At 67.9% G+C, this 17,824-nt stretch carries 14 protein-coding genes; 4 read left to right on the forward strand and 10 right to left on the reverse strand.

The window, feature by feature from the left end; all coding sequences use genetic code 11:
* Positions 1-14 precede the first annotated feature (14 nt).
* Positions 15-1,190, forward strand: coding sequence for an NAD(P)/FAD-dependent oxidoreductase (locus tag NO889_RS08295; protein ID WP_256411796.1), 1,176 nt, complete (start codon positions 15-17; stop codon positions 1,188-1,190).
* A 3-nt stretch (positions 1,191-1,193) separates the two neighbouring features.
* On the forward strand, positions 1,194-2,114 hold the full coding sequence (locus NO889_RS08300; protein ID WP_256411797.1) for a DUF1641 domain-containing protein: 921 nt from the start codon (positions 1,194-1,196) through the stop codon (positions 2,112-2,114).
* A 237-nt stretch (positions 2,115-2,351) separates the two neighbouring features.
* Here NO889_RS08300 and NO889_RS08305 read toward each other — a convergent pair whose 3' ends face one another.
* Both NO889_RS08305 and NO889_RS08310 read right to left on the reverse strand, forming a co-directional pair.
* Positions 2,352-3,029 carry a TIGR00266 family protein gene (locus tag NO889_RS08305; protein WP_256411798.1) on the reverse strand — a complete coding sequence of 226 codons (678 nt, stop codon included), beginning with the start codon at positions 3,027-3,029 and terminating at the stop codon, positions 2,352-2,354.
* 127 nt (positions 3,030-3,156) lie between these two features.
* A complete protein-coding gene (locus NO889_RS08310) occupies positions 3,157-3,981 on the reverse strand; it encodes a polysaccharide deacetylase family protein (protein WP_256411799.1) in 825 nt (274 codons plus the stop codon).
* 141 nt (positions 3,982-4,122) lie between these two features.
* Between NO889_RS08310 and NO889_RS08315 the strand changes: the two genes are divergently transcribed.
* Entirely contained in the window at positions 4,123-5,439 is a 1,317-nt protein-coding gene (locus NO889_RS08315; protein WP_256411800.1) for an ArgE/DapE family deacylase, read from the forward strand.
* Positions 5,440-5,514: 75 nt separating this feature from the next.
* Here the strand turns inward: NO889_RS08315 and NO889_RS08320 are convergent, their stop codons facing one another.
* The 3 genes from NO889_RS08320 to NO889_RS08330 form a co-directional block, all read right to left on the reverse strand.
* A complete protein-coding gene (locus NO889_RS08320; protein WP_256411801.1) occupies positions 5,515-6,165 on the reverse strand; it encodes an HVO_0476 family zinc finger protein in 651 nt (216 codons plus the stop codon).
* A gap of 149 nt (positions 6,166-6,314) precedes the next feature.
* Positions 6,315-8,312: a HAMP domain-containing methyl-accepting chemotaxis protein gene (locus NO889_RS08325; protein WP_256411802.1), complete on the reverse strand. Its 1,998-nt coding sequence runs from the start codon at positions 8,310-8,312 to the stop codon at positions 6,315-6,317.
* Positions 8,313-9,322: 1,010 nt separating this feature from the next.
* Positions 9,323-10,366: a disk-shape morphogenesis protein volactin gene (locus NO889_RS08330; protein WP_256411803.1), complete on the reverse strand. Its 1,044-nt coding sequence runs from the start codon at positions 10,364-10,366 to the stop codon at positions 9,323-9,325.
* A gap of 157 nt (positions 10,367-10,523) precedes the next feature.
* Here NO889_RS08330 and NO889_RS08335 point away from each other — a divergent pair, with 157 nt between their 5' ends.
* On the forward strand, positions 10,524-11,357 hold the full coding sequence (locus NO889_RS08335) for a geranylgeranylglycerol-phosphate geranylgeranyltransferase (RefSeq protein ID WP_256411804.1): 834 nt from the start codon (positions 10,524-10,526) through the stop codon (positions 11,355-11,357).
* Positions 11,358-11,486: 129 nt separating this feature from the next.
* On the opposite strand, the gene yciH is transcribed toward NO889_RS08335, so the two are convergent.
* The 5 genes from yciH to NO889_RS08360 form a co-directional block, all read right to left on the reverse strand.
* Positions 11,487-11,780 carry a stress response translation initiation inhibitor YciH gene (yciH, locus tag NO889_RS08340; RefSeq protein WP_004046732.1) on the reverse strand — a complete coding sequence of 98 codons (294 nt, stop codon included), beginning with the start codon at positions 11,778-11,780 and terminating at the stop codon, positions 11,487-11,489.
* A 106-nt stretch (positions 11,781-11,886) separates the two neighbouring features.
* The gene (locus NO889_RS08345) at positions 11,887-14,157 is read right to left on the reverse strand and encodes a transglutaminase TgpA family protein (RefSeq protein WP_256411805.1); all 2,271 of its coding nucleotides are present in this window, start codon (positions 14,155-14,157) and stop codon (positions 11,887-11,889) included.
* Positions 14,154-15,299, reverse strand: coding sequence for a DUF58 domain-containing protein (locus NO889_RS08350; protein WP_256411806.1), 1,146 nt, complete (start codon positions 15,297-15,299; stop codon positions 14,154-14,156). The genes NO889_RS08345 and NO889_RS08350 overlap by 4 nt, the downstream gene beginning before the upstream one ends.
* Before the next feature lie 4 nt (positions 15,300-15,303).
* A complete protein-coding gene (locus NO889_RS08355) occupies positions 15,304-16,326 on the reverse strand; it encodes an AAA family ATPase (protein ID WP_256411807.1) in 1,023 nt (340 codons plus the stop codon).
* A gap of 136 nt (positions 16,327-16,462) precedes the next feature.
* Complete coding sequence (locus NO889_RS08360; RefSeq protein ID WP_256411808.1) at positions 16,463-17,791, reverse strand: dihydroorotase; 1,329 nt, start codon at positions 17,789-17,791, stop codon at positions 16,463-16,465.
* Positions 17,792-17,824 lie beyond the last annotated feature (33 nt).

The following is a 17,824-nucleotide window of genomic DNA, read 5'->3' on the forward strand; positions in this document are numbered from 1 at the left end:
ACACGTACATCACCATGACACTCACACGACCGAACGTCCTCGTCCTCGGTGCCGGCACTGCTGGAACGATGACGGCGAACGCGCTCCGTCGCCGCACCGACGCCGACGTGACGGTGATCGATAAGAGCCGGACGCACAGCTACCAGCCCGCGTACTACCTCATCCCCTTCGACTACATGGACCTCGACGAGCACCAGCGCGACACGCGTGACCTGCTTCACGACGAGGTCGAGTTCGTCCAGGACGAGGTCGTCGGGGTCGATCCGGACGAGCAGACCGTCTCCGGTGAAACGGACACCTACGAGTACGACGTCCTCGTCTCCGCCGTGGGGAACAACCGCCGCCCGGACGCGGTCCCAGGGATGCTCGAAGGGTGGAACCGGACGGATTCGGTGTACCCGTTTTACCACGCCTCCGCCGCACGGGCGTTGGGCGACGCCGTCGACGAGTTCGACGGCGGCCGCTTCCTCGTGACAGTTCCCGACACGCCGATCAAGTGCGGCGGGGCGCCCCTGAAACTCACGATGCTGATGGAGGAGTATCTCCGCAAGCGTGGCGTTCGCGAGGACGCCGAAGTCGTGATGACGAAGCCAGGGTCCGAGGTGTTCGGAACCGGACCGAAGGCACCGTATCAAGAGCGGATCGAAGCGATCTGGGACGACCGCGACATCACCTTCGTGCCCGACTTCACCGTCTCCGAGGTCGACTACGAGACCCGGACGGTCCGCTCGGTGGAGGGCGACTCGCTCGAGTACGACCTGTACGCGCCAGTTCCGCCGCAGTACGGTCACGAGTTCATTGTCGAGGGCTCCCCGCTGACCGACGGCGGCGAGTACGTCTCCGTCGACGACAACACGCTCCAACACGAGACGTATCCGAACGTGTTCGCGCTGGGCGACAACGCCGATGTGCCCACCTCGCGGACCGCCTCGGCCGCACGCAAACAGTCGCACGTCGTCGTCGATAACGTCGAACGATTCCTCGACGACCGCTCGCTGGCGCCCGACTACAACGGCTACACCGCCTGCCCAATTCTCGTCGAAAAGGGGAGCGCGATGATAGCGGAGTTCGACTATGAGGACGCGATCTCCGCACCGGTGGTGAGCCGACTCAACTGGATCCTCGACATCAACGTGATCCCACCGCTGTACTGGAACGTCTGGATGCGCGGGTACGACCCGGTTCCCTGAGCCATGAGTGAGACACCATCCAACGCGGACGCGCTCGCGGCCGATACCGACATGGAGGAGTTGGCCGATCGCGTCGATGCGCAGGCGGACGATCTGATCGCGCTATTGGACCTTCTCACGGTCGTGCGAGGGCTCAGCGAGGACCTCGTGCCGGAACTCCGGGCGGCTGTGGCGGAGAACCGCGAACCGCTCGCGGGCCTGCGGACCTCCTTGGAGAACGGAGAGACGATGCGGCTGGTCGAGCAGGTAGGCGACAACGCCGACGCGCTGGCGGACCTGCTCGATCTGGTCGTCGTCGCTCAGGATCTGTCGGCGGAACTCGTCCCCGAGTTGCGCACCGTCGCCACCGAGAACCGCGGGGAGATCGCTCGGCTTCGCGTGGCGTTCGAACGCGAGGAGACCCTGGTCCTCCTTCGTCGGATCGGCGACGACACCGACATGTTCCTCGACCTGTTGTCGACGCTCGAAGTCGCGAGCGACGCACTCGCGGACGTCGCTCCCGAAGACGAGGCAGCCGCCGAGGCCGCCCGCGAGGACGTGCGCCGCCTCGCCAGTGCGTTCGACCGCGCCGAATCGGTCGAGGCGCTCGTCGCGCTCGGAGAGAACATGGACACCGTTCGCGGGCTACTCGCGCTCGTGGAGGGTTTCGGCGACGCGGCCGACCGCAGCACCGAAGAGTACTACCGGCTCGGCACGCAGTTGGGTCAGGCTGCCGACGTTGCCGAGCGCGCGACCGATCCGCGGGTCGTCGAGACGCTCGACGCCGGCGCGAGCGCGTTCACCGACGAGACGGTCGACCGACGAGTCGGGCTGTTCGGCTTGTTCTCGGCTCTCCGCGACGACGACGTCCAGCGGACGCTCGGGACGGTCGTCGAGGCAGCCGAGCGCGCCGGTCGGACGCAAACCTCCGGCCAGTCCCGGTGACGGTCGACGAGCGCCGAACGCGCCCCGGACCCGCAACGATGGCCGAGACGGACCCGATCGCCGTCGGGACGTTCACGCCAGTGTGGCCTGCTGGGGGGCAGTGGTCATGGGCGGTGCTACCAGCAGCAGTGGACGGTACGTCCTGCTCGCGGCCGATCGGCTATGCCTCAGGGCGGGCGTTCCGATCGGGGCCTGACGATCGCGATCGCCGGGGCCGAGCGGTGAAACGGAACGCGATCACTCCCCCTGGCTCGGCATCCGCCGCGCGAGCACCGACACCAGCGCGTCCATGTCGCGGGTCTGGTACCAGGCCGTCCCCGGCCCGGTGAACTCGAAGACGAGCCCCTCGCCGCCGAGGAGGCTCGATTTGAGGCCGCCGATCCGCTCGACGGAGTAGTCGATCGTGTCGTCCCAGGCGACCAGGTGTTGGTTGTCCAGGACGTACGACTCGCCGGCGTCCAACTCGATCCGCTCGAGACCGCCGTAGGAGTCGACGAAGGCCGTGCCGGTTCCCCTCAGCGCCAGCGGCGTCAGGCTGGCCTCGCCGAGCATCGACTTGAGGCCGCCGATCTCGGAGTCGATGTCGATGCCCTCGGTCGCCGCGAGAAACGCCCCGTCGACGGTATAGAGCGTCTCGTCGCGAAGCTCGTGGGCCGCGACGTCGCCGGGGGACGGTGGGGCGAACGTCACCGTGCCCGATCCGCCCTCGGCGGTGAACTCGTTGACGAAGGCGGACTCCCCGCCCAGGAGCGACTTCGCCGAACTCAGCAGGCCGTCCCGGCTCGTGCCGGTGTCCATCGAGACGGTCGCGGAGTGGCCGACCAGCGCGCCCGGCTCGGCGATCACCGACTCGCCCGGCTCCAGCGTGACGATCAGGTGCGTGTACGACGGCTTGTGGGTGAACTCGTACTCCATCGTGGACCTCCGGGCGTGAGTTCCGCGGATCAGTATTTAAATTGATGGCTCCGTGGCGGGAACGATTTCGACGCCGCTCGTCTGCTCGTGACCCGTGCGTGACCGCTCGGGGTCCGCTCCGGGTCCGTCAGCTCTCCCCCGAGTCCCACCGCTCCGCGATCTCCTTTCCCGTCGTTATCCACGCGTCCTCCCTCGCGAGGACGTGCTGGATCAACTCCTCGAGGGCGTCGATGCGGCCGGCGCGACCGACGATCTGTGGATGCATCGTCAGGGTGAACGCGCGTCCCCGTTCGTGGAGACCGTCGAACTCCGCCCGCCACGAGTCGAACACCGGTTCCGTGGCCGCGATCCCGTTCTGATACGGGAGCTGTGGGTACATCTGATAGCCGAAGTACGGCCAGTCGTCGAGCGACCAGTCGAACGGGACCTCGACGATCCCCTCCTCGTGGACGTACGGGAGGTCGTCGTCCATGAACGTCGACTCCCAGCGGATGCCGTGGTCGGCGAGCAGCTCGAGCGTGTGGTCGCTCAGGTCGGAGGCCGGGCTCCGGTACCCCACGGGCGTCTCGCCGAGGAGGTCGTCGAAGACGTCGAGCGCTTCCGTGACGTCCGCCTCCTCCTCGGCCCGCGAATCGAAGTTCGAGGGGTTGCGGTGGCGGTATCCGTGGTGGCCGATCTCGTGGCCGGCCTCGTGGATGGCTCGGACCGTCTCCGGCCAGTCCTCGGCCACCTTTCCGGGAACGAAGAACGTACACCGGAGATCGTACCTGTCGAACAACTCCAGTATCCGCGGGACGGCGACCTTCGGGCCGAAGTCACCGCGCGTTCGGATCGGCGGCTTATCCCAGGCGTCGTCGCTCTCGATGCGGAGGTTCCAGATCTCGTCGGCGTCCAGATCGAAGGTGAAGCAGGCGGCGCTCCGGTATCCGTCCGGCCATGGGGAATCGGACATGGTACACGCCGCGTCTCTCCGGCGACGAGAGTATACCTTTCGGCGGGTCCGGTGGCGGCGGTCGCGCCGGGGGCAGAGCGAGCGGGCGGGGCCGTTCCTCTACCGGTCGATTTATAATCGGCTTGTTCGCAGTGATCGAGCATGACAACGAGTGTCTCACGGGAGGCGATCGGCGAGCACATCGAGGAGAACCGAGATCGCTTGGTGACGTTCCTGGAGGAGCTCGTCTCGGCTCGCTCGCTCCCCGGCGAGGAGGGGCCGGCACAGGAGGTGATGAAGGCGAAGTTCCGGGAGTTGGACCTCTCCGTGGACGTCTGGGAGCCGGACGCCGACGCCCTCCGTGACCATCCGGGCTTCTTCGAGACGACGCCGTACCTGGAGTACGGGTACGAGGGACGCGAGAACGTCGCGGCGGTCGACGAGGCGTCGGAAGCGGGCGGGCGCTCGCTCGTCGTGAGCGGCCACGTCGACGTCGTCAACCCGGATCCCGTCGACGACTGGACGTACGACCCGTGGGACCCCACGGTCGAGAACGGGCGCATGTACGGTCGGGGGACGATGGACATGAAGGGTGGAATCGCCGCGTTCGTCCACGCTTACGAGTGTCTCCGGGAGCTCGGCGTCGACCTCGCCGGCGAGCTGACGCTCCAGACGACGATCGAGGAGGAGGCCGGCGGGGTCGGCGGCGTCCTCTCGGCGCTGGAGCGCGGGTACCGACCGGACGCCGCGATCGTCGCGGAGCCGTCGGGCGTCCCGAGGGTCGGCGTCGCCAGCGCCGGCGTCCAGTACTTCCGCGTCACCGTTCCCGGAAGGACGGCGCACACCGCCTACAAGTTCCTCGGCGTCGACGCCGTCGGGAAGGCGTTCGAGGTGTATCGGGCCCTGGAGGCGTACCACGACGAACTCAACGACCGGATCGAGGACTACGGGCCGGCGCTCAGCCAGTACCCGGAGGCGGCGGGCAGCACCGCCAATCTGAGTCTGACGGACATCGCGGTGCCGGGCTCGTGGACGTCGACCGTTCCCGGCGAGGCGGTCATGGAGTTCCGGGTCGGGTGGCCGCCGAGCGCGGGCCTGGACCGACACGAGGTCCGCGAGGAGGTGGAGGAGGTCGTCGCTTCGGTCGCGGCCGGGGACGAGTGGCTGAGCGAACACCCGCCGGAGATCGAGTGGTTCGGCTGGAGCACGGACCCGCACGAGATCGACTTCGAGAGCGACTTCTACCGCCTCGTGTGTGAGGAGACGGAGGCGGTCACCGGCGGGAGCGTGGAACACCGGGGCGGCCTCGGCGGCAACGACGAGCGGTTTTACAACCGGTATTACGACATTCCGACGCCGAGCGTCGGCCCGGAAGGTGGCAACGGGCACGGAGCCGACGAGTTCGTCGAGATCGACTCGCTCGTGGAGACGGCGCAGATCCACGCGCTCACGATGGTCGACTGGTGCGGAGTGACGTGAGACGGGTCGATTCGGGGTGACGTGAGACGGCGTCGGTTCCGGGGCTCGTCGCCGCGCCGATCGGCCGATTCGAGCCTACCACGCCGACCAGGCGGTCAGGCTCTCGTCGCGGCCGTACATCCGCTTGAGGTCCTTCGCGTACGCCATGTCGCCCGCGTGATCGAGTTTCTCGTGGCGGTACTCGGGGGCGTCCTCTCGGATGTGGAGCCCCTCGATCGTGAACTCCTCGTCGCCGAACTCGACGGTCTCGCCGACGACGAACTCCATGTCGCCGGGGACGTTCACGCTGATCGACCGGGTCCGGTCGGCGTCGCCGTCCTTCGGGTGGAGGGTGACGTCGACGGAGACGTTGTCGACCGCGCGGGTCCACAGCGTCTCGACGCTCGTGATCGCTGCGTCCTCGACGCGGTGTTCGGGCCCGAGTTCGATCCCGGTGACCCGGACCTGCATCAGCGCGTCCTCGGTGTCGACGACGAACTCCTCGCCGGTCTCGACGCCGCCCTCGGCGGGGACCTCCATCTCGGTGGAGAAGGACTCGCCGTCCTGTGAGACGACGATCGTGAGGTCGATCGTCTCCTCCTCGGGGATCTCCGTTTTGTGCGTGTGGTCGCAGTCGGTACACCGGACGGTGGCCTGTCCGCCGGGTCGCAACACCTCGTGGACGGTCTCCTCGCCCGGCGAACACGACGGGCAGACGAGACCGACTCGGTCTCCGGTTTCGTTCATTACGGCGTCGTTCCCGCCGCGCGCGTAAATATCCGCTCCCCTGTCGGCCGTGTGCGTGCCAGTGGCAGCCGTGTACGGGAGCGTGTCATAGAAGACTTCCCACCCCAAACAGGAATCGCTCGGTACAAAGTTCGCGATCAACAGCAGTTTTACTTCCCGACAGTTTCGTCACCGCGAATGTCGAACATCGAGACTTGGTCGTGAAGCGTCTCCGAGAGTTGCGAGAGGTCCTGGACGTTCTCGGCGACTTCCGAGAGTGATGCAGTCTGTTCTTCAGTGGCAGCGGAGACGTTGTTCGCTTCTGCCGCGGATTGCTGGCTCACGCCCAACACCTCGTCCACCATCGCAACGACTTCTTCTGACGAGGCCGCCTGGTCGTCGGTCGCGTCGCTGATCTCTCGAATGCCCGACTCTGCCTGTCGAACAGCGGCGGCGATCTCGTCGAACATCTCGATCGCCTCTTCGATCGTTTCCGACCCGCGTTCAACACGCTCGCTCATCGTCTCCATCCCCTCGACGGTCTCCGTCGTCGTCGCCTGAATCGCAGTGATGCGCCGTTCGATATCGGTCGTCGCATCGGCGACTTCCTCGGCGAGCCCCTTGATTTCAGTTGCGACAACGGCGAACCCTTCCCCGGCTTCGCCCGCACGAGCGGCCTCGATAGACGCGTTCAATGCGAGAATATTCGTCTGATCTGCAATATCAGTGATCATCTCGACGATTTCACCGATCTCGTCCATCTTCTCGTCGAGTGATTCCACGTGCGTCTTCGTTTCGTCTGCTTGGACTTCGATCGCCTCGATTTCTTCAGTCGCGTCAGCAGCGTACGTTTGGCCCGTCTCACTCCGCTCGACAGCGGTCGTCGCTGTCGAAGCGACTTCTTCCGATGAAGAGGCGATCTCTTCGACAGTTGCCGACATGTCGTTCATTTCACTAGCAACTTCTTGTAAATGCTCGCTTTGCGTCTCCGCGCCGTGCGAGATCTCTTCGACCGAGTCAGCGACGTCTCCACTGGCCTGCTCGATTTCTTCTGTGCTGCTCGCAACGTTCTCGCTGGACGCGGCGACTTCGTCAGCGACTTCCTGGACTGATCTGACGCTGTCGCTTAACTGCTGGACCGCCTCGTCGAGGTTCGTGAGAGTCTCGCCGTACTGTCCGGGAGAGTCGGTCTGGAGGCGCTTATCGAGGTCGCCAGTTCTGAGGCCCTCGCTTGCTCGATGGATCTCGTCGAAACTGGCGTTGAGTTGGTCAGTGCCGGAATCAAGGCGGTTCATGATGTCGCCGTAGGTACCGGGGTACTCGGTCGCAATGTCGCGTTCTAGTTCCCCGGTTTCAAGGTTCTCACTGACGGCATCGAGTTCAGAGAAGATGCTTTGGAGGGTTGCTTGCATCTCCTTGAACGCGTCAACCATGCGCCCGAGTTCGTCACGTTCTGTGTGGTCTTCGAGATCGGTATCGAGATCGCCGTTGCTGGCGGCGATAGCGGCTTCTGAGAGTTGCGTGATGGGAGACGTGATGCGTCTCGAAACAAACAGACCGGTGACGACGGCGAAGATGAACGCGCCGATAGTGAGTCCGATAATCTCTATTTTCGCCGTCCTCGTCGTGCTGTCGGCGATCTCGACTTGGGAATCGAGATCTGCTCGCGCCGATTGCTCGATCGAGTGCGCGTGTTCCTCCATTGGAGATACCAGTGACTCCAGTTCGTCAGTCTTCTGAGCGGCTCGTTCCGTGTCACCGGCTCGTTGTGCTTCGAAGAACTCGCTTCCCAGCTCGTTGTACTCCTCGTGTTGGGATTTGAGGGTTGAGAACTCCTCTTCCTGCTGCGGGCTCAAATCCGTTTGTTCGAGAGTCCGTTCGTGTTCGTTGAATCGTTGATTGGCTTCCTCGAACTCTTGCTGTGCGTTTTCGTCGCCGAGTTGGGAAGCCCGTATCGCCCCCTGTTGCTGTTCGATTGCTATGATCATCTCGGCAGACGCGTCCATCTTCTGTCCATCTTCTGCGATAACGTGTGCCTCCTCGTCGACGGTTGTAACCGAGGTGTAGCCGATCGCCCCGGTGATGAGAACCAACACGGCGACGAGCACGAACGCGATGATGAGTTTCGGTCCGAGGTCGAGACTGTCGATCGTTAGTTGGTTCAGCATGAACGATCCTCCGTGAGAGATTCAGCTACTGTGGGCCGATCGCGGGGCAGACTGGACTGGATCCAACGGGTTTCGATCCCGAGCGAAGACCTCCCAGGATACGTCTCACGATTGTTAGGAGCGGTATTATTGGTTATTTCCATCGTTCTGATACTACGTCAGACGTTTGTTAATTAAATCCTGCTCACAAATTATCAACGGCAAAAATAACAGCTCAGGACAACGGATGGACATAACTCTGCTGATGTATAACATATATGGTGTGTTCGACACGCACGCTCAGTCCCGGCGCGTAGATGGCACTTCGGCCGCTGACCACATACGCGAACCGCACGACTGGAACGGGGAGAGACCGTGACCTGCGAACCCGATGGGTGTCGCAAAACGGGGGATCGCGTAACGGAACGGTCGTGTGTGAACCCGTCGAACGTACAACCGTCTCTTCTCTGGAGGTAGTAGAGAGGATTTCTCGACGTTCGTGTACTTCACTTCGAAAGTGTGTGGATAGAAGATCGGCCTCGGTACTCATAGGGCTCGTCGCCGCCGGGTGCCGAGTCCGGCTCGGAGCGGTGGATCGTCATCGGCCGCTCGGCGGTACTCGGCGGTCCGCCTAAAAGGGTCCGCTACGGGGTCACTCCGCGTCGTGACACGATCCTGCGTACCCGTTCCACTCGTCGGTCCCGTTCGGGATCCGCCGGGTGTCCGTCGGGTCGAACGTCGCGGCCGCCCGCGCGACCGCCTCCGCCGCCGTCGGTAGTTCGTCGTCGGTGCCGCCCGTCTCGTGATCCTCGCCCCGGTGGGGAACCGCACCCGCCGGTCCGGGCTCCGATCGTCGATCAGTCGTGTACTACGGATGCCACGCTCACCCCTATTCGCCTATCCTTAATAATCGTTCGTGTTGGATTGAGCGTTGCCGCCGCATGAGCAACGCACGATGTCGGCGTGGCCGCCGCTCGCGGGAGGTGAACCGGAGAACCGGGAGGGGGGCGGGGCGGGAGCGGGCGGCGTCGTCAGTCCTCGGACTCGGGAGCCGCCTCGGCCGCTTCCGCCTCCGCGGAGCCGGCGTCGTCGGTCGCGCCCTCCTCGGAACGGGCCGCCACCAGCGCGCCGCTGGCGACGCTGTACATCGGCTCGTCGGGCGAGCGGACGCCGCTTATCGAGAACGGGATGGTCGCGTCCGCGAGGTGGTCGGCGAAGAGGTCCTCGAAGCCGTTCGGGCTGGAGGTGCCGCCGGTGACGACGACGGGCACGTCGAGTCCCTCCTCCACGTCCTCCTCGTCGACCTCGCGCGTGATGTTCTCGATCACGTAGTCGAGTAAGTTCTCGTAGTAGATGGCGAGCGCGCCCTCGACGCCGCCGACGTCCGTGCGGAAGTCGAGCTCGAAGTCGTCCTCCTTGATGCTCGTGACCTTGTCGACGGGGGTGCCGGTCGCCTGCGCGGTCTGCTCGTCGACCCAGTCGCCCCCGCGGGCGATGGAGAACTTCATCACGGGTACGGCGTAGTACGCGAGACAGACGTTCGTCATCCCCGCGCCGAAGCTGATCCCGAGCCCGGTGAAGTTGTTGTCCGCGAGCTCGGAGTAGATGACGGCCATCCCCTCGTTGATCGGCTCGGGGTCGTACCCCATGTCGCCGAGCATCGACTCGAGCGTCTTCTCGTGATACAGCGTCGTGAGCGGCGAGTCGATCGGGTCGGCGGGGCTGGAGTAGAACAGCCGCTCGTTGGGGCGGGCGGGCTCGCCGACCACCTGCTCGGTGATGAGCTTGATCATCGGGATCGCCGAGGACTCGTCGCTCGATAAGATCCCGTGTTGCATCGGTCGCCGCGTCTCCTTGTTGAAGATGTTCGCGAAGTTGAGGGCGTCGTCGCCGACGACGTACACCTTGTCGTCCTTTCGGATGTGAAGGACCTCGCTTCTGGAGAGCATCTGTTCGGCCATATCGCTGTACTCGATCTCCACGAACGAGTTGCGCTGCTGTACGAACACGGTCTCGGAGCCTTCCTGTCGCCCCGAAAGGATGTTCATCGTACCGACGTCCAGGCCTTTGGCCATGTGCGCACGTTCCATGTCTCATGGCATAAACGTTAGTGAGGCGTAGAGGCGGATCGAAGTCTTCGGCACGGGGTCGACGAGGCGGCCGCCTCGACCGCCGTCGATCCCAGCCGATCCCGCGTCGTTTATGTCGTCTGCGCCGGAGGACGGAAACGAGTTGCAAGACACGTTACGCGGGGCACTGGAGCTGACGCGGCCGGCGAACTGCGTCGCCGCCGGCGTGCTGACGGCGACCGGCGCGTTCGTGGCCGGGGCCGGCGATTCGACGCTCGTCGCCGCGGTCGCGGTCGTGACCACCGCGGTCGCGGTCGCCGCCGGCAACGCGATCAACGACTACTTCGACCGCGAGATCGACGCGATCAACCGACCGGACCGCCCGATCCCGCGCGGCGCGGTCTCCCCGCGCGGCGCGCTCGCGTTCTCGGTGGCGCTCTTCGCCCTCGCCGTCGGGTTGGCCGCGCTGTTGCCGGTCGCCGCCCTCGTCATCGCCGCCGTCAACCTGGTCGCACTCGTCACCTACACCACGGTGTTCAAGGGGACGCCGGGGCTCGGGAACGCGCTCGTCTCGTATCTCGTCGGCTCGACGTTCCTCTTCGGCGGAGCGGCCGTCGGGAGCCTCGACGCCCCGCTGGTGTTGGCCGCGCTGGCGGCGCTCTCGACGTTCACTCGTGAGGTCATAAAGGACGTCGAGGACCTCGCCGGCGACCGCGAGGAGGGGCTCCGGACGCTCCCCGTCGCGGTCGGCGAGCGCCGGGCGCTGTGGATCGGAGCCGGGACCCTCCTCGTCGCCGTCGCGGTCAGCCCGCTTCCGTACCTGCTCGGCACCTTCGGGGCGGTCTACCTCGTCGTCGTCGCGGTCGCGGACGCGGTGATGCTGTACGCCTGCTTCGAGGGCTTTTCGGACCCGAGCGCCGCACAGAGCCACTTCAAGTACGGGACGTTCCTCGCGGCGGCAGCGTTCGTCGTCGGGCGCGGGGCGCTTCTACTCTGAGCGCGGTCGTCGTTCCGCTGAGCGCGGTCGTCGTTCCGGCGGCGACGCGACTCCTCCGGGAGAAAGCCGACGACTCGCGAGGCGTGAAAAACGGCGAGGAGCGCTCGACGGCGGGTACTCAGGTGACGGTCACGCGACGTTGAATCCCTTATCGCGGAGGAAGTCCTCCACGCGACCCGAGTGGTTCCCCTGAAGCTCGATGGCCCCGTCCTCGACGGTGCCGCCGCAGGCGAACTTCGATTTCAGGTCCGAGGACAGCGAACTCATGTCCACGTCCTTCGGGTCGAACCCTTCGATGACCGTTACCTCCTTACCGTACCTGCGCTCGTCGATGCGGATGCTGATCTGCTGGGACTCCTTCGCGACGTCCTCGCAGACGCAGAGTTCCTGGGGCAGCCCGCACGTCGAGCAGACTTCCGACATTACAGTCCGAGACTACATGGTGCCCGTATTAAATAGTGTCGGCACCCCTCCCCGATCCGACCGAACCGCGAGCGCCCGTGACGCGAGAGCGTCCCGAACCGACCGCTCACTCGTCGGGGGTCGACTCCCGCTGGAACACGCGGCCGACGAGCGGCGTCGACTCCAGCGCGAGCCGCCGCACCGTCCGCCTCGCGGCGTCGGCCTCCGCGCGGGTCACGTTCCCGGCGTAGACCGCCCGCTCGTAGGTCTCTGCGACCGCGTGGACCCGGTCGTCGACGCCGCGCGTCCGGAGTTCCTCGAGGTACGCCCGCGGCGTCTCGCCCGCGCGGCGCTCGCGGTACCGCCGCGAGAGGATCCGCTCGAGGTCCGCGAACGCGCGCTCCGCGTCCGCGCGCGGCGTCCTCGACCGACCCGGCAGCCGGATCCGCGCCGCGTGGTACGCTCGATCCGTCGCACCGACGCGGCGCGCGCCCGCCGTCGCGACGATCACGACGAGGAGCCAGTACCCGAGGACCTCCCGCGAGGGCAGCGAGGGGCCGTCGTCGCCGGCCGGCGCGGTATCGAAGACGCTCCGCTCGGGACGCGCCTCCTCCGGCACGGAGTCGTTCACGGTCGAGTTCGTCCCGTTGAACGTCGTCGACCCGTTCTCGTCGTCCGTCCCGTTTCCGGTCGCGTTCGCTTCCGGGAGCTCGTTCGGCTCCTCCTCGACGGCCGTGGAGATCTCGAAGCCGGAGCGGTTGGTGTCGATCCCCTCGACGCCGTCCGAGCGGGCCTCCGAGAGCCTGATGGAGCGGGCCAGGTCGCGCTCGGCGCCCGGCGTCGGGTCGAACTCGACCCAGCCGTGTTCCGGGAAGTACACCGACACCCACGTGTGGGCGTTCTGTCCCCGGACCACGTACTCGTCGTCGCCCACCCGCTGGCCGCTCGTGTAGCCGGTTTCGAGCCGCGCGGGCACGTCCTGTGAGCGCAGCATCGCGACCATCGTCGTCGCGAAGTAGGTACAGTAGCCGGCCTCCATCTCGAAGAGGAACGCGTCCGCGATGTCGCCCTCGGGGCGGTCTATCGTCAGCGAGTAGTCGTACTCCTCGATCAGGTACCGCTCGATCGCGGTCGCCTCGTCGTAGGGGTTGTCGGCGTCCGCGAGGATCTCCGCGGTCCGCTCGCCCACGCGGTCCGGCGTGCTCTCGGGGAGCTGGGTGTACCGCTCCTCGATCGTCGGGTCGTAATCGGTGCTCGCGTTCCGGAGCTCCGACGGCGAGGGGTCGATGACTCGGCTCTCGACCGCGACCTGATCGCCCTCGAGTATCGGTCCGCCGGGGTGGATCGTTCCGCGCTCGTCGACCTGGGCCGCCTCTCCGACGACCCCGCCGACGTCGACGGCCTGCCACGGCGCGGGGATCGTCTCCAGGTCGGTCTCGGCCGTGAACGTCGACTCGACCCGCCTCGTGTCGCCCGGCGGTCCCGAGAGCGGTCCGTCGAGCGGCCGCTCCTCGCCAGACCGGACCCACCCGTCGCCGGTGTAGGTGTCGTACGACGCCACGTGCCAGTTCCGCTCGACCGGGCTCTCCATCGTGAACCGCACCTCCGGCGAGAGCCGCGTCGTTCCCACGATCTCGAGTTCGTCGCCGCCGACGACGCTCGACTCGAGATCCGGCGAACCGCGATCGACCGCCCACGGCTGTGCCGCGCCCGCCGGCAACACGGTCACCGTCGCGCTCGCGAGCACCATCACCGCGAGCACCGTCGCGAGGGTCCCGCCGTGGCTCCGGATCCCGCCGGGGGTCGGCACGGTCGAGAGCCCGACCGCGAGCGCGACGCCGACGACCCCCGCGAGCGTCACCGCGTCGCCCGCGTCCCCGGTGAGCACGAAGAATCCGAGGGTCCCGCCGGCCACCGTGACGGCGGCGACGTGACGACCCCGTCCCGCGAGGTACGCCACGAGGAAGGTCGGGACGGGCGCGATGACGAGCACCCACACGTCGACCAACACGAGCCGGAGCACGGAGAGCCCGGTCAGAAGCGATATCACGTCGAGGGCGACGTCCCCGAGCGAGCCGAGCGCGACCCGGCTTCCGGGGATCGCGAGGTAGTATCCGATCAGCCCGAGCGCGAAGAGGGCGACCGTCAGCCGAACCGCGCTCCGCGGGGAGACGACCCGCGCGAGCGCCGCCCCGCAGACGGCGGCGACCGCGACGACCGCGAGCAGCCTCGCCGTTCCGCCGACCACGTTCGTGACCGAGACGAGCGCGCTCACGTACGCGAGGGTGGCGAGGACCACCCCGAGCGCGGCGGGCTCCGAGAGCCCGGCGGGGATCGCGCCGAGCGGTCCGGCCCCGCGGAGCGTCCCCACCGCTCCGTCGAGCGGACGGTCCGTCATCTGCCGATCCCCCCCTTGCCGGCCGCCGCGCCGGACGCCCGGTCGGTCCGGACGACGTCGGGTTCGTCGGCGGTCGCCGGCGTCGAACCGTTCGACGTCGAACCGCTCGAGGCGGCCGAGGGACCCGCCGGGGCCGTCGCCATCTCCGAGAACCGAACGGTCCGGTCCTCGGTTCGGATCCGCGCGTCCTCGCGCTCGGCGACGATCCGGACGTCAACCCCCTCGCCGTCGCCGGGGGCTCCCGGTCCGGTGCGTGCGGCGAGCTCGAGGAGCTCGCGCCGCCCCCGAGCGTCGGGTTCGGCGGCGACCTCGCCGGCCGGGAGCCGCACGTCGACCGGGACGCCGTCGTCGAGGAGCGAGCACGCGAGGCTCGCGGTCGCGGTCGCGAGGACGTCGGCCGCGCCGGCGTCGGCCGAGTAGCGCGTTTCGCCCGCGATCGACACCCGACGGTGGTCGGTCTCGGCGGCGAACTCCTTGACGACGATCTCGTCGTGTTTGGCCGTCGCCGGCCAGTGGACGTCCCGGAGCGAGTCGCCGTGGGCGTACTCGCGGAGCCGGTCGAACTCCTCGCGCTGGCGGCTGGACCCGAGCGTCTCGTCGGCGTACAGTCCCCGTCGGAACCACGCGGGGATCGCGCGGACCGGGGGGTAGACGACGATCCGGTCCCGTTCGTCGACGACGAGGCGTCGCTCGAAGAGCCCGAACACGTCGGTCGCCGACGCCTCGATCGGTCCGAGCCGCCGCTCACCCCGCTCGAGAAGCCGGAGGCGGTACGTCGCCGGCTCCCCGCCGACGACGGTACGGACCGCGTCGTCCGACCCGTATGCGGCGGTCAATCCGTCCTCGAGGCGGTCCCGGACGTCCGCGACGAACGGGCGGTCGACGGGCGTGCCAGGGGGCCCCCCGTCGAAGTCGACGCGAACCTCGCGGTCCTCGCCGGCGAACCCGTCGACGAGCCCCGACCGGCGGGCTCCCGGCGTCTCCACCCGCGACACCTGGACGTAGCCGGCGGCGAGCGCGACGACGCCGGGGAGGACGACCGCGTTGAGCGACCGCCCGCCGACCGCGACGGCCATGACCGCGCCGACGACACAGACCGCGAGGACGACGCGGCCACGACGGGTGAGCGAGGCGTCGAACATCCCCTCACTCCACCGGGACGCGGTCGAGCGCCTCCGCGACGACGTCGTCGCCGCCGGCCGCGCCCGCGTCGGTTCGGATCCGGTGGGGGAGCACCGTCGGGGCCTCCGTCTGGACGTCGTCGGGGATCACGTAGCCGCGGCCGTCGAGGACGGCCCTGACCTGTGCGGTTCGCAACAGGGCGAGGCTCCCGCGCGGGCTGACGCCGAGCGCCGCGTTCCGGCGCGTGTACTCCGCGAGCCGAGCGACGTAGTTCCGGACGGGCGCTCTGACCGCGACGTCCGCGACGGTCGCGCGCGCCCGCCGAACGCCCTCGAGAGTCGCGACCGGCTCGATCGCGTCGATCGGGTGGTCGCCGACGGTCCGGTCGAGGATCGTCGCCTCGGCCTCGACGTCGGGGTAGCCGAGCCGGATCTTCTTCGTGAAGCGGTCGATCTCCGCGACCGGCAGCTCGTAGGTGCGCCCCGGCTCCACGTCGTTCTGGGTCGCGATCACACAGAAGGGGTCGGGCAGCGTTCGGGTGACGCCGTCCGTCGTCACCTGGTTCTCCTCCATCGCCTCGAGCAGCGCCGACTGGGTCTTCGGCGGGGCGCGGTTGATCTCGTCGCCGAGCACGACGTTCGCGAACACCGGACCGGGCCGGAAGTCGAACTCGTCGGTCCGCTGGTTGAACACGTTGACGCCGGTGACGTCGGAGGGGAGCAGATCCGGCGTGAACTGGACGCGCTTGAAGGAGGCGTCGACAGAGCGGGCGACCGCCTTCGCGAGCGTGGTCTTGCCGACGCCGGGGACGTCCTCGACGAGCAGGTGTCCGCGCGCGAGCAGCGTGACGAGAACGTGTTCGACCGCGTCGCGTTTCCCGACGATCACCGACTCGACGTTCCCGACGAGACGGTCCACGAGGTCGGCCGCGGCGTCGACGTCCAGTGCGGGCCGGTCCGACGGGCCCGCGCTCGGATCCGCCGGAGCGACCTCTTCGTCGACGCCGGGCGAATCGTCGACGCCGGTCGCGTCTGGCGAGTCGTTCATCGCCCCCCGGCGTTCCCCGCGCTCGCGACGGCGCTCGATCCCCGACCGTAATGGCCTATGTGAACACGACGCATGATATGTCTCGTACACGGTCGTAAGGGCAGGAACGGCATAGGCGTTCCGCCGCTCGAATTCGCTATCGCTCCCGGACGTTCCGGCCGACCGGGTCGCCGAACTCCTCCGCGCCGGTGATCGGGTCGCGCTCGTACACCGGCTCGCCGCGAACGACGGTCAGCTCGGGGAACACGCCGCGGGAGCCCTCGAAGGGCGTCCAGCCGCACTTCGAGTGGAGCGCGCCCGCCTCGATCTCCCGCGGGCTCGCCAGATCGACGAGGACGAGGTCGGCGTCCGCGCCCTCCGCGATCGCCCCCTTCCGGTCGAGCCCGAAGATCGACGCCGGGTTGGCGGCGACCACGTCGCGGACGCGCTCGAGCGACAGCTCGCCGGTCCGGACCGACTCCAGGAGGAGGGGATACATCGTCTCGACGCCCGGCACACCGCTCGGCGCGTCCGCGAGCCCGGTTCGCTTCTCGTCGACCGTGTGGGGCGCGTGGTCGGTGGCGACCACGTCGACGTCGCCGTCGCGGAGTCGCTCGAAGACGCCGGTCCGTCGCTTTTCCGACCGGAGCGGCGGGTTCATCCGGCCGAAGGTGCCGAGACGACCGGCGTTCTCCCGCGAGAGGAAGAGGTGGTGCGGGGTGACCTCGCAGGTGACCGACGCGCCCCCGTCGGCGGCCGCCCGAACCGCGTCGATGCCCTCCGGCGTCGAGGTGTGCGCGACGTGGATCCGACCGCCGGCGTCCTCGCCGACGGCCAGGGCGCGCTCGACGGCCGCCGCCTCCGCCGCAGCCGTGCGGTAGGCCGACCACGGGTCCGCGTTCGCGGCGGTGCCGACCCCGCCGATGTCGCCGGAGAGCGCCGACTCGTCGAACAGCGTCGCGTCCTCGGCGTGGACCGTCACCGGGACGTCGCGCTCGGCGGCGGCCGCGACCGCCTCGGCGAACAGGTCGGCGTCGATCCCCATCTCGCCCGTCGAGTCCGCGAGGAACACCTCCCCGAGCGCGAACAGCGGTCGGTCGAGCAGCGCGTCCGGGTCCCACTCCGGGGTGACGCCGCCGTTGATCCCGTAGTCGACGCGGGAGGCGGCCGCGAGGTCGGCCTTCGCGTCGAAGGCGTCGCCGTCGACGGTCGGTGGTGAGGTGTTCGGCTGGTCGACGACGGTCGTGACGCCGCCCGCGGCCGCGCTCTTCGACCCCGTCTCCCACGTCTCCTTGTGGCTCCCGCCCGGCTCCCGGAAGTGGACGTGGACGTCGATCGCGCCGGGCAGGAGGTGTCGCCCGCGGCCGTCGACGACGCGTTCGCCGGCGGCCGGATCGAGCCCCTCCGCGACCGCGACGATCGTTCCGTCCCGAGCCCGGACGTCCCGGACCCGCCCGTCGGCCAGTTCCGCACCCGTGATGAGCATGCCTACGCGCTCGCGTCGCGCCGGTTAAATCGT

The organism is Halorubrum rubrum (assembly GCF_024494685.1).
Taxonomy (GTDB): Archaea; Halobacteriota; Halobacteria; order Halobacteriales; family Haloferacaceae; genus Halorubrum; species Halorubrum rubrum.